The sequence below is a fragment of the Variovorax boronicumulans genome, assembly GCF_009811375.1.
Classification (GTDB): Bacteria; Pseudomonadota; Gammaproteobacteria; order Burkholderiales; family Burkholderiaceae_C; genus Variovorax; species Variovorax boronicumulans.
In genome coordinates, this window is sequence record NZ_BKDH01000001.1 from 3,424,593 (window position 1) to 3,437,373 (window position 12,781).

Consider the following 12,781-nt stretch of genomic DNA (forward strand, 5'->3'; position numbering starts at 1 on the left):
CGATGAATTCCGTGATCCCCATCATCCCCATCGCGGCGACAAAGCCGATCGACATCCAGTCGCTCGTGCAGCCCGACCGCGTGCACAAGCGCGTCTACACCGACCCCGCCATCTTCGAACTGGAGATGGACCGCGTGTTCGGCCAGGCCTGGATCTACATCGGCCACGAAAGCCAGGTGCCCAAGCCCGGCGACTACTTCACCACCCGCCTGGGCCGCGAGCCCGTGGTGATGGTGCGCCACACCGACGGCCAGGTGCACGTGATGTTCAACCGCTGCCCGCACAAGGGCGCCAAGCTCGTGCCCGACGGCAGCGGCAGCGCCGGCAAGTTCCTGCGCTGCCTGTACCACGGCTGGACCTTCAAGTGCGACGGCAGCCTGCTGTCGGTGCCGCTGCGCAGCGGCTACGAATGCACCGCGCTCGACCTGAAGGACCCGCAGTACGGCGTGCGCAAGGTGGCGCGCGTGGCCTCGCACCGCGGCTTCGTGTTCGCCAGCCTGTCGGAAGACGGGCCGGAATTGAAAGAATTCCTGGGCGGCGTGGCCACGTCGCTGGACAACTTCTGCGACCGCGCGCCCGAGGGCGAAGTGGAAGTGGCCGGTGGCGTGCAGCGCGTGATCCAGCGCAACAACTGGAAGATCTTCTTCGAGAACCTGCACGACACCATCCACGCCGTGGCCACGCACGAGTCGTCGTGGCGCGCGGCCAAGGAAGAGCACGAGGCCATGCCGGCCGGCACGCCCAAGCCCTTCGAGGTGGTGATCGTCGACGGCAACGGCGAGCCGCTGGAGTTCTGGGAGAAGCTGGAGCTCAAGGGCTACGACCACGGCCACGGCTTCATGGAAGGCATCTTCGTGCCGCCCACCGACCCGGTGAGCCTGGCCTACGTGGCCTCGCTCGAAGCCGCGAAGGGCGCCGAAGAGGCCGACGCGATCCTGCGCGTGAACCGGCACAACACCATCGTCTACCCGAGCTGCTCGCCGCACACCTCGTTCCAGCAGATCCGCGTGATCCGGCCGCTGTCGGTGGACCGCACGCTGGTCGAGATCTTCAGCTTCCGGCTCAAGGGCGCGCCGGAGGCCACCTTCCAGCGCACGCTCAAGTACACCAACATCGTCAACTCGCCCTCGTCGAACGTGATGCCCGACGACCTGGAGGCCTACAACCGCGTGCAGGAAGGCCTGGGCTCGGACGGCGGCGACTGGGTCAGCATGCACCGCGCCGCCGGGCGCGACCAGCCGCTGCCGGGCGGGCGCGCGTCCAACGGCAACAGCGAGATGCCCTCGCGCAACATGTTCGCGGCGTGGGCCGGGTACATGGGCGTCGACACGGGCGCACAGACCGGGAGCGCCGAATGAACTTCCGCGACTGGAACGAACAGCAGGACCTCACGCAGTTCCTGCACCACGAGGCACGCCTGCTCGACGAGCATCGCTGGGACGAATGGCAGAAGCTCTTCACGCCCGACGGCCTGTACTGGGTGCCGCTGGTGCACGGCCAGGCCGACCACCTCAACCACGCCTCGCTGTTCTGCGAGGACGCGCTGCTGCGCTCGATGCGCGCGCGGCGGCTCGAGCAGGCCCGCGCCTATTCGCAGCAGCCGCCCACGCGCACCGTGCACGTGCTGGGCAACATCGCGCTCGAAGCACGCGACGACGCGGGCTGCACCGTGCGCTCGACCTTCCTGCTGCTGGAGTGGCGCAAGACCGAGCAGCGCACCTTTGGCGGCAGCGTGCTGCACACGCTGCGCCGCGCCGACGACGGCTGGCGCATCCAGACCAAGCGCGTCGACCTCGTCAACTGCGACGCGCCGCACGAAGCCCTGCAGGTGTTCCTGTGAAGGCCGCGCTGTTGGCCATGCACTACCAGAACGACGTGCTGCACGTCGACGGCAAGGTGCGCGTGGGCGTGGCCGCCGACGACCCGGCGCGCCCGCGCCTCATCGCCTCGGCCGCGCGGCTCATCGCCGGGGCACGCGCGAACGGCGTGCCGGTGATCTTCGTGCGCATCGCCTTCGCACCGGATTACTCGGACTGCCTGCGCAACTGCACGCTGTTCCGCCGCGTGGCCGAGAGCGGCGCGGTGCAGGAAGGCAGCTGGGGCGCCGGCTTCTACGACGAACTCGCGCCGCGGCCGGGCGAAGCCGTCGTCACCCACAAGCGCAACAACCCCTTCTGGGCCAGCGGGCTCGAAGAGGCGGTGCGCGCCACCGGTGCCAGCCGCCTGTACGTGGCCGGCATCGCCACCAACCACGTCGTCGAACACGGCGCGCGCCATGCGAGCGACCTGGGCTACGACGTGGCGGTGGTCGCCGACGCCTGCAGCACCGCGCAGGCGCATCTGCAGGCAGCCAGCCTCGAAACACTGGCAATGCTCGCGGACGTGGTGCGCGTGGACGAGGCCGTGGCGCAGATGGGAGGCCGCACATGACCCCGCTGCAAGGCAAGGTCGCGATCGTGACCGGTGCCGCCGCGCTGCTGGGGAGCGCCATCGTGCGCGCCTTCGTGCAGGCCGGTGCGCGCGTGGTGGCGGTCGACATCGACACGGCGCGCGGCGCCGCCTTGGCGGCCGACGTGGGCGCGGGCTGCCGCTTCGTCGCCTGCGACATCGCGTCGGACGACGCGCTCGATGCGCTCGTGGCCGGCACGCTGCGCACCGAAGGCCGCATCGACTTCCTCATCAACAACGCCGTGGTCTACGGCGATGCAGGCTTGGATGCCGCGCGCGCCGACTGGCTGGGCGCGCTGAATGTCAACCTCGTCTCCGGCGCGATGCTGGTGCAGAAGACCGCCGACGCGCTGGCCGCGCACGGCGGCGCCATCGTGAACATGGGCAGCGTCGGCGGCAAGTTCGGCGCGGCGGGCCGGGCGCTGTACCCCGCGGCCAAGGCGGCCATCCTTCAGCTCACGCGCAACCAGGCCGCCACGCTGGCGCCGCGGGGCGTGCGGGTGAACTCGGTGTCGCCGGGCTGGACCTGGTCGGACGCGCTGTCGCGCATGACGAACGGCGACCGCGCACGGGCCGACCGCGTCGGCGCGCCGATGCACCCCCTGGGCCGCGTGGGCGATGGCGACGACGTGGCGCAGGTCGTGCTGTTCCTGTGCTCGGACGCGGCGCGCTTCGTGACCGGTGCGGACATCCCGGTCGACGGCGGCTTCTCGATGCTGGGCCCCGACCAGGGGCGGTCGGCGCGCGACTGGTTCGAGGCGTAGTTCAGCCGCGCGACTGCCGCAGCGCGCCCGGCGTGCCGCCCAGGTGGCGGCGGCACAGGCGCACGAAATGCGAGGCGTCGGCCAGCCCGACGCGCAGGCCGATCTGCGCCACGCTCAGGCGGTCGAAGCGCGCATCGGCCAGCATGCGCTGCGCCACCTGCATGCGACAGGCGGCCAGCGCGTTCGCAAAGGTGGTGGTGCCATCCCCTGCCCCTTCCGCGAGGCAGCGGTGCAGGCTGCGCTCCGAAATGCCGAGCCCCTGCGCCACGGCCGCGGCCGTGAGGCCCGGCTCGGCATGGCGTTGGCGCGTGGCGTCGAGCACGCGCTGGCGCAAGGCGGCGCGGCCACAGGCGTCGGGCGCCGCCACGCCGGGACCGAGCGCCAAGGCCAGCAGCCCGCCGAGCTGGTCGGCCAGCAGCGCCGCCGGCAGCGGCGGCCGCAGGGCCACCTCGGGCGACAGCGCCTGCGCGAAGCCGCTGAGCGCCGCGCCCCATCCGCTGTGGCCGTCGATGCGGCGCGCCACGTGGTCGCCGGCATCGGGCAGCCACGACTCGACCCAAGCGGTCGGCAGCTCGATCGACACCGTGTCGGCCGACTGCTGCAGGTGAAAGGCATAGCAGCGCCGCGAATCGACCAGCACCGCGTCGCCGGGCAGCAGGCGCGCCGAGCGCTCTTCCTGCACCGCGACCCAGGGCGAGTCGGCCTTGCACAGCAGGTAGTAGAAGTTGTGGCGGCTGTGGGCGATGGCGCGGCGCGTGCGGTACACGTCCTGCGCGCTGCCGCGCACCCGGTTCACATGCAGCGGCCCGAGCGGCGCGGATTCGAGCGAGGCGCCGAAGCGGCCGGCCAGCGGGCTGGTCACGTCCATCTCGAGAAAGCCTTCGCAGACCGCGCCGATCCAGTAGTCCAGCCGCTGCGGCGGCGGCACGGTGTCGGTCGACCAGGTGTGGATCGCAGCAGGGGCTGCGGGCATGGCGGCGGAAGTCATCCCGCCAACATAGCCAGCCCGGGCCCGTTTGCCAAGCGGGTATAGACGCCCTCCGACGCCGCACCGCGCGGGTGCCCGGCACAATGGCCCGCTTCATCCACCGCACACGCACGAAGGGCCCGACACACATGAGCAAGCAAAGCGATTTCGGATTGATCGGCCTGGCCGTGATGGGACAGAACCTGGTGCTGAACGTGGAAAGCCGCGGCTTCCAGGTCAGTGTCTACAACCGCACCGAGGCCACCACCGAGGCCTTCATTGCCGCCAACCCCGGCAAGAAGCTCGTGGGCACGAAGACGCTCGAGGAATTCGTCCAGAGCCTGGCCAAGCCCCGCAAGATCCAGATCATGGTGAAGGCCGGCGCGCCGGTCGACCAGGTGATCGAACAACTCATTCCGCTGCTGGACAAGGACGACATCGTCATCGACGGCGGCAACAGCCTGTACACCGACACCGAGCGCCGCGACGCCTACCTGAGCAGCAAGGGCCTGCGCTTCATCGGCGCGGGCGTGTCGGGCGGCGAGGAAGGTGCGCGCAAGGGGCCGTCGATCATGCCGGGCGGGCCGCTCTCCACGTGGGAGGTGATGAAGCCGATCTTCGAGAGCATCGCGGCCAAGGTGGACGGCGAGCCCTGCGTGATCCACATCGGCCCGGGCGGCGCGGGCCACTACGTGAAGATGGTGCACAACGGCATCGAGTACGGCGACATGCAGCTGATCTGCGAGGCCTACAGCCTGTTCAAGGCCGCCGGCTTCACGACCGACGAGATGGCCGCCATCTTCAACGAATGGAACGAGGGCGAGCTGCAGAGCTACCTGATCCAGATCACCGCCAAGGCGCTCGAACAGAAGGACCCGGAAACCGGCCAGCCGGTGGTCGACCTCATCCTCGACAAGGCCGGCCAGAAAGGCACGGGCCAGTGGACGCTGCTGAACGCGGCCGAGAACGCGGTGGTCATCAGCACCATCAACGCCGCGGTCGAGGCGCGCGTGCTGTCGTCGCAGAAGAAGCAGCGCGTGGCGGCGAGCCAGCTGCTGCAGGGGCCGGTGCCCGCGCTGTCGCTCGAGAAGCAGGCGCTGGTGGCCAAGGTGCATGACGCGCTCTATGCCTCGAAGGTCATCAGCTACACGCAGGGCTTCGACCTGATCCAGACGATGGGCGAAAAGAAGGGCTGGAAGCTCGACCTGGGCGGCATCGCGTCGATCTGGCGCGGTGGCTGCATCATCCGCGCGCGCTTCTTGAACCGCATCACCGACGCCTTCCGCCGCGACCCGGCGCTGGGCAACCTGATGCTCGACCCGTTCTTTCAAGACCTGCTGAACCGCACGCAGCAGAACTGGCGCGAGGTGGTGGCGCTGGCGGTGAGCAACGGCATCCCGGTGCCGGCCTTCAGCGCCTCGCTGGCCTACTACGACAGCTACCGCACGGCGCGCCTGAGCGCGAACCTGCTGCAGGCACAGCGCGACTTCTTCGGGGCCCACACATACGAACGCGTGGACAAGCCCGAAGGCCAGTTCTTCCACACGGACTGGCCCGAAGTCATCGAATAAATAAATTGGGCTCGCCCCCAGGCTTCGCGCACTTCGTGTCGCTTCGCCAACCCCCTACCGGGGGCAACACCAGCGGCCCGGCAAAGCCGGTTCCGCGGTGTTTCTGGTGAATGCCCGCTCGCCGCCTCTTCAGGTGATGCGACTCAGCCGGCGTCGGCCAGCCAGTCGCGCACCACGCCGACCGACTGCGCCAGCGGCGCCGTCGCATCCACCGCCAGCACGCCGGCCTCGCCCACCGGCGATTCGAGCGTGGCGAACTGGTTGTCCACGAGGCTGGCCGGGAACATGTGCAAGCCAGCGCCCGCGCGCGCGGCCACGCGGCGCTCGGCTTCGGCGCGGTCGATCTGCATGAACACGAAGCGCAGGCCCGGCGCGGCGGCGCGCAACTGGTCGCGGTAGCTGCGCTTGAGCGCGGAGCAGGTCATGACGGCGCCCTGCGGCGCGTCGGCCAGGGCGCGGCCCAGCGTGGCCAGCCAGCCGGCGCGGTCGGCGTCGGTGAGCGCGATGCCGCGGCTCATCTTGTCGACGTTGGCGGGCGGGTGGTGGTCGTCGCCCTCGATCAGCGGCAGCCCGAACGCGGTGGCCAGCGCCGCGCCCATGCTGGACTTGCCGCAGCCCGAAACCCCCATCACCACGAGCCAGACCCTGTTCATGCGCACCCTTGACCTTTGTTGAAGCTGACAGGCGCGTGCCGGAGCCGGCACGCGCGGTCACGAATCTACCGCGTCGGCGCCCGGGTGGGCGCAAAGCCGGTGCCGGCCACGGCTCAGACCAGGTGCCAGCGCCGGCTGTGCGGCCCCTGCTTCGCGAACACGTGCGCAAGGTGCTTCTTGACCGTGTTGACACTGATGCCGAGCCGCTCGGCGATCTGCTTGTTGGTCATGTCCCGGTGCATGAGCGACAGCACCTCGTCTTCCCGCGCGGTCAGCCGGAGGGCCGGCGTGGCGCCGCCGGACGCCGGCCGCCCGCCGCTGGCCTTCGCTCGCAGCACGCACAGGTACAGCGCCTGCACCACCGGCCCCGGAAAGCCCAGGGTACCCGCCAGCACGGCGTCCAGCGATTGCGCAAGCTGCTCGGCGCTCGCGGCCCACTCGACGCTGCCGCGCGCCTGGCTGCGGAGCGCGGCATCGAGGCCCTGCGGGGACGGCGCCTCCCAGCCGAGGAGCCAGTCGGTGGCGGGAAAGCGGCGGCGCAGACCGTCCAGGCTGGCGACGCTCTCCGGCGCCATCAGCGCGATGTCCACCAGCAGCAGACGAGGCGCCTGCGGCCGGCAGCGGGCTTCCAGCTCGAAGAGGCTGTTCACCTGCACGCACGCGACCTCGTACATGCGCCCTGCCCGCTGCCGCGAGGCCAGCAGGCCCTGCCCGAACCGCGGTGACGCGCGGCCGGTGCCGGTGGCGACAAGCACCGGCACGCGGAGGTCGGCCGCAGGGCCAGGGAGGTCGGGGAACGCCGGCTGAAATAACAGCGCGGGGGGCACGGGCGGTGCGGAGGGCGCGAACGGCGACAGGGGACGCAAGCCCTGCATGAACGGCAGCGGGTCTGCGTTCCACGCAGGTTCCAGCCCAGCAGACGGCAGTGGGACTTGTTCCATGGTTTCCCTCCGAGGTGCCTATTGGGAGGCAGCCGGAGCTTAATGATAAAGACCACAAATTTGCACCGACAGGTCTGCCGACCTCGCAAGGTATCAAAGGGTAAGGGCGCGCGATCGGCGCGGCGCATCACCCAGTGGGTGACAACTTTTATCCTATGGACAGGGCGCAGCCCGGCGGTTCAGCATTCCTCTCTGCTGATATGTGAACGTGGTTGATCGCCAGTGCATGCAGGTCAATCGGGAGCACTGATTCCAGTCGGCGCATCTTTTCAACCAAGGAGTTCCCATGGCTGCGCTCAACCTGACGGTCGGCTCGACCGTCACCCTGGATGAATCCGCCAATTTGCAGAACCTTGCCGCTACTCCCGCTGCCGCCGGCGACAGTAACGACAATGACATCTCCGCAAGTTCGCTGCCCACCGCCTTCAGCACCCGCCTGGCGGCCCAAGGCGTCGGCACCGCCATCAACGCGGCGTTGAGTGGCTACAACGGGAGCAACACCGGCACCAACGCCTTCACGTTCAGTGTGACGGGCACGGTCACCGACATGTCCTTCACGGACGCGAACGGCGCGCCGCTCAACGGCCTGGACAGCGGCCTCAATACGGCCGACGGCGAAGACATCTTTTTGTACACCGACGCGACCAACAACAACGTCGTCTACGGCAAGACCGCCCTCAATGCCGTCGTGTTCGCCGCCTACCTGGAAGAGACGGGCAGCCCGGTGAACGGCGCCAAGATCTGGACTGTCCAGTACGAAGCGATGTCGAACCCCGACGCGGCCAACGCCGACGATCCGATCGACCTGACGGACAAGGTCTTCGTCAGCGTCAGCCAGGACACGGAGTTCAACCTCGCCGACGCGCCCTCCGGCCAGAACCTGTTCCTGATGTTCACGACCGGCAGTCCGACCATCGTCGATGGCCGGATCTCCAACGTGTCGATCATCGCGACCGGCAAGGACCCGGCCAATCAGTCCGGTGCCAACCCCAACAGCACGGCCGACGACATCAACATCTCGACCGGCGACACGATCAACACCAGCAAGGCGGGCGGGCCGACCACGTTCGGCACCAACAGCCAGATGATCACCGAGCAGGAAGGCATCCGCTTCACGTTCGTGACGGGCGCCCGGGCGGACGTCACCATTCCGAACCAGGACCAGAACGAGGCCGACCTGGAGTCGAACATCGACTTCACCGGCATGTTCGGCGCGCGGACCGCCGACTTCGACGTGGTGCAGCTGCAAAGCGGCAAGAGTGCCCAGGTCAAGATCTCGGCCTTCAGCACGGCGGCGGAGTCCGGCAACAGTTTCATCGACGGCTATGCAGGCGACGCGACGGTGGCGATCACCAGCGTGCGCGTGCTCAATTCCGTCACCGGGGCCGTGCTCGAAACCTTCTCGGCCGGCGCCGAAGGCGGACTGAGTTCGAGCCTCGCCATCAGCATCACCGGCGGCGTCGCGACCATCACCGGCGTGGTGGCCGGCCAATCGATCGAATACACGACGTCGGCGGACCACAACCGCGTGCTCATCGAAAACGGGGCGGCCCTCAATGCCTCGGGCAACACGCACGCGGACTTCGACATCGGCGGCTTCCGGCTGCTGAGGTCGTCCACCGCCACGGCGCAGATCGGCTCGCAGATGATCTTCGAGGACGACGGGCCGAGCATCGCGGTGGCCGATACGGCGCCGCCTGACGCATTGACGGTGGACGAGAGCGCCCTGGCCACCAACGCGTCGGCCAGCTTCGCCGACAACTTCTCCAGCACGCCGAGCTACGGCGCGGACGGCGCAGGCACCGTCAGCAGCACCTACGCGCTGAGCCTGAAGACCAGCGGCGCGGACTCCGGGCTGGACGACGTGGCCACCGGCAACAGCGTGTTCCTGTTCCTCAATGCTTCGGGCGTCGTCGAGGGGCGCCAGGGCACGGACGCCGCGGCGGCCGCCACGGGCAACATCGTCTTCACGGTGAGCGTCAACGCCGCCGGCACGGTCACGCTCGACCAGGTGCGTGCGATCGTGCATCCGAACACCGCCAACCCGGATGATTCGAAGACGCTGGCCGCGGCCGACCTGATTGTGCTGACGCGCACCGACACCATCACCGACAGGGATGGCGACCCGAACACAGGTTCGGATTTCCTCAACATCGGCCAGGCCCTGAACTTCAAGGACGACGGCCCGAGCATCGCGGTGGCCGACACGGCACCGCCCGACGCATTGACGGTGGACGAAACCGCCCTGGCCACCAACGCGTCGGCCAGCTTTGCAGACAACTTCTCCGGCACGCCGACCTATGGCGCGGACGGTGCAGGTACGACCAGCAGCGCCTACGCGCTGAGCGTCAAGAGCGCGGGCGTCGCCTCGGGCCTCGTCGACACCCTGACGAACCAGAGCGTGGTGCTGACCGTCAACGCCGGCGTGGTCGAAGGACGTACCGCCATCAGCGGTGCGCTGGTCTTCACCGTCAGCGTGGACGCTGCGGGCCTCGTCACGCTCGACCAGCTGCGTGCCGTCGTGCATCCGGACGCCACCAACCCGGACGACTCGAAGACGCTGGCCACGGCCGATCTGGTCGTGCTGACCCGCACCGACACCATCACCGACAAGGATGGTGACCAGAACACGGGCTCGGACTTCCTCAACATCGGCCAGGCCCTGAACTTCAAGGACGACGGCCCCAGCATCGCGGTCGCCGACACGGCACCGCCCGACGCATTGACGGTGGACGAAACCGCCCTGGCCACCAACGCGTCGGCCAGCTTCGCCGACAACTTCTCCAGCACGCCGACCTATGGCGCGGACGGTGCAGGCACGACCAGCAGCGCCTACGCGCTCAGCGTCAAGAGCGCAGGGATCGCCTCGGGCCTCGTCGACACCCTGACGAATCAGAGCGTGGTGCTGACCGTCAACGCCGGCGTGGTGGAGGGGCGTACCGCCATCAGCGGTGCGCTGGTCTTCACCGTCAGCGTGGACGCTGCGGGCCTCGTCACGCTCGACCAGCAGCGCGCCGTCGTGCATCCGGACGCCACCAACCCGGACGACTCGAAGACGCTGGCCGCGGCCGACCTGATCGTGCTGACGCGCACCGACACCGTCACCGACAAGGACGGCGACCAGAACACGGGCTCGGACCTCCTGAACATCGGCCAGGCCTTGAACTTCGAGGATGACGGGCCGAGCATCACGGTGGCCGACACGGCGGCCGCCGATCCACTGACGGTGGACGAAACCATCCTGGCCACCAACGCATCGGCCAGCTTCGCCGACAACTTCACCAGCACGCCGACCTACGGCGCGGACGGCGCAGGCACGGTCACCAGCGCCTACGCGCTCAGCGTCAAGAGCGCGGGCGTTGCCTCGGGCCTGGTCGACACCCTCAGCAACCAGAGCGTGGTGTTGACCCTCACCGCCGGCGGCGTGGTCGAAGGGCGCACGGCCGGCAGCGGATTGCTGGTCTTCACCGTCAGCGTGAACGCCGCGGGCCTCGTCACGCTCGACCAGCAGCGCGCCATCGTTCACCCGGACGCCACCAACCCGGACGATTCGAAGACGCTTTCTGCGGCCGACCTGATCGTGCTGACGCGCACCGACACCATCACCGACAAGGACGGCGACCAGAACACGGGCTCGGACTTCCTCAACATCGGCCAGGCCCTGAACTTCGAGGACGACGGCCCGACCATCCTGGCCCGCAGCGACCTCATCTACGCGAACACCAGCAACCCGTCGCCTGGCGGCACCGGCACCTTCGACTACGAGATCGGCGCCGACGCGCGGTCGAGCTACAGCGTCTCCAACTCCGACTTTTCAGCGATCACGCTGACCGGCACGGTGGGCAATGCGGCGATCACCAGCCCGACGGTGACCTGGACCTCCGAGACGGCGACGGGCGCCTCGTTCGCCGTGAGCTTCAGCTACAAGCCGGACCCGGGCTCGGCGACCACCACCAACGCCACCGGCACGCTGAGCTTCGACAAGGTGAACGGCACCTACTCGCTCGCGCTGAATGCGCCCGTCGCGGGCTTCAACACCGTCTCGACCGGCCAGGCGCTGGGCTTCACCGGCTACACGGTGGGCACATCGACGGTCGACCAGACGCAGCCCGACGTGTCGGTGGCCCAGTTGAGCAGCAACTTCTTCGTGCAGTTCACCGGCTACAGCGAGCCGGGCGGCGGCACCGGTGCCAACAACATCCAGGCGATCGCTCCGGCAGCCCCGCTGGGCACGGCCAACGGAACCGCCTTCGTGAACGGTGAGCTGTTCAAGCAGGCCGGGACGTGGGTGAGCGTGTCCAACCTGGCCAACGGCGTGGCGGGCGACACCATCCAGCAGGGCGAGGTGCTGGACCTCGACTTCTTCGCCGCGAACCCGTTCGGCTTCACGACCGCGACGCCGACCACGCAGGCCGCCGGCATGTTCCTCAAGTTCGACGGCATCGGCAGCGAGGATCTGGTGCTCGTGCTCAAGCTGGTGGACCCGGACGACGGCAGCCGCACGACGAAGGCCATCATCATCGACAACGCCGACATCATCAAATCCGGCGGCACCATTCCGGCCCCGTACAGCATCTCGCTGGACAACAACGATGGCGCGGTCATCATCGAGTCGAACGACTTCAACACCGGCACCGAGAACTACGTCATCGAAGGTGCGCAGCTGCTGGTGTCGACCGAAGGCGTGACGGGCACGGCCATCAACCTCAATGCACTGACCGGGGCCGGCGGCAACAGCACCACGCTGCAGGAATTCTCGGGAACACCCGGCACCGCCAACCCCGAAGCGGCCACGTCCGACAACGACGTCATCAAGATCTCGGACATCGGCTTCGTCACGCTCAACAGCGGCCAGCTCGACGCCAACCTGCAGTTCTCGCTGGCGGTCAAGGACGCCGACGGCGACGCCACCCCCACACAGGTGCTGGACGTCGGCATCGTCGGCGGCACCGCCTTCACCGGCGGCGCGGACAACGAAGCGATCCAGGGCAGCACGGGCAACGACACGCTCAACGGCGGCGGCGGCAACGACACGCTGACCGGCGGCCTGGGCAAGGACACGCTCATCGGGGGCGATGGCAACGATATCTACGACTTCAATGCCGTGGCCGAGAGTGCGGCCGGTGCGAACAGGGACGTGGTCTCCGGATTCATGAGCGGTGCGGACACGCTCGACCTGTCGGGCATCGACGCCATTTCGGGCAACGCGAACGCGGACGATGCCTTCAGCTACCTCGGCGATGCGGCGTTCACCAACGTGGCCGGACAGCTGAGGTTCGACGTCGCCACCCAGACGCTTCAGGCCGATATCGACGGCAACGGCACCGCCGACTTCGAAGTGCAGCTGGTGGGCGTCGTGGCGCCGCCACCGCTGGACGACTTCTTCATGTAGGCCCGGGCATTGCGTGGAAGCGAGGGCGGCCCTAGCGACCGCCCT

General features: G+C 68.7%; 9 protein-coding genes. 6 read left to right on the plus strand and 3 right to left on the minus strand.

The window, feature by feature from the left end:
* The first annotated feature begins 2 nt into the window (after positions 1–2).
* Genes VHAB30_RS15795 through VHAB30_RS15810 form a run of 4 tightly spaced genes read left to right on the plus strand, consistent with a single transcriptional unit; the run spans position 3 to position 3,212 of the window.
* Positions 3–1,358: an aromatic ring-hydroxylating dioxygenase subunit alpha gene (locus VHAB30_RS15795; RefSeq protein ID WP_159277629.1), complete on the plus strand. Its 1,356-nt coding sequence runs from the start codon at positions 3–5 to the stop codon at positions 1,356–1,358.
* On the plus strand, positions 1,355–1,840 hold the full coding sequence (locus VHAB30_RS15800) for an aromatic-ring-hydroxylating dioxygenase subunit beta (protein WP_159277630.1): 486 nt from the start codon (positions 1,355–1,357) through the stop codon (positions 1,838–1,840). The genes VHAB30_RS15795 and VHAB30_RS15800 overlap by 4 nt, the downstream gene beginning before the upstream one ends.
* Positions 1,837–2,430 (plus strand): cysteine hydrolase family protein, encoded by a 594-nt coding sequence (locus VHAB30_RS15805; RefSeq protein ID WP_159277631.1) that lies wholly within the window; start codon positions 1,837–1,839, stop codon positions 2,428–2,430. Before VHAB30_RS15800 ends, VHAB30_RS15805 begins: the two co-directional genes overlap by 4 nt.
* Positions 2,427–3,212: an SDR family oxidoreductase gene (locus VHAB30_RS15810; RefSeq protein WP_159277632.1), complete on the plus strand. Its 786-nt coding sequence runs from the start codon at positions 2,427–2,429 to the stop codon at positions 3,210–3,212. The genes VHAB30_RS15805 and VHAB30_RS15810 overlap by 4 nt, the downstream gene beginning before the upstream one ends.
* Position 3,213: 1 nt before the next feature.
* Here the strand turns inward: VHAB30_RS15810 and VHAB30_RS15815 are convergent, their stop codons facing one another.
* Entirely contained in the window at positions 3,214–4,200 is a 987-nt protein-coding gene (locus VHAB30_RS15815) for an AraC-like ligand-binding domain-containing protein (protein WP_235926679.1), read from the minus strand.
* 128 nt (positions 4,201–4,328) lie between these two features.
* Here VHAB30_RS15815 and gnd point away from each other — a divergent pair, with 128 nt between their 5' ends.
* The gene (gene gnd, locus VHAB30_RS15820) at positions 4,329–5,750 is read left to right on the plus strand and encodes a decarboxylating NADP(+)-dependent phosphogluconate dehydrogenase (protein ID WP_159277633.1); all 1,422 of its coding nucleotides are present in this window, start codon (positions 4,329–4,331) and stop codon (positions 5,748–5,750) included.
* A 143-nt stretch (positions 5,751–5,893) separates the two neighbouring features.
* Here the strand turns inward: gnd and VHAB30_RS15825 are convergent, their stop codons facing one another.
* Together VHAB30_RS15825 and VHAB30_RS15830 are read right to left on the minus strand one after the other, a co-directional pair.
* Positions 5,894–6,403: a gluconokinase gene (locus tag VHAB30_RS15825; RefSeq protein ID WP_235926681.1), complete on the minus strand. Its 510-nt coding sequence runs from the start codon at positions 6,401–6,403 to the stop codon at positions 5,894–5,896.
* A gap of 113 nt (positions 6,404–6,516) precedes the next feature.
* Positions 6,517–7,344 (minus strand): helix-turn-helix transcriptional regulator, encoded by an 828-nt coding sequence (locus VHAB30_RS15830; RefSeq protein ID WP_159277634.1) that lies wholly within the window; start codon positions 7,342–7,344, stop codon positions 6,517–6,519.
* A 286-nt stretch (positions 7,345–7,630) separates the two neighbouring features.
* On the opposite strand from VHAB30_RS15830, the gene VHAB30_RS31055 reads away from it, so the two are divergent.
* The gene (locus tag VHAB30_RS31055; RefSeq protein WP_216850719.1) at positions 7,631–12,736 is read left to right on the plus strand and encodes a DUF5801 repeats-in-toxin domain-containing protein; all 5,106 of its coding nucleotides are present in this window, start codon (positions 7,631–7,633) and stop codon (positions 12,734–12,736) included.
* The last annotated feature ends 45 nt before the right edge of the window (positions 12,737–12,781 follow it).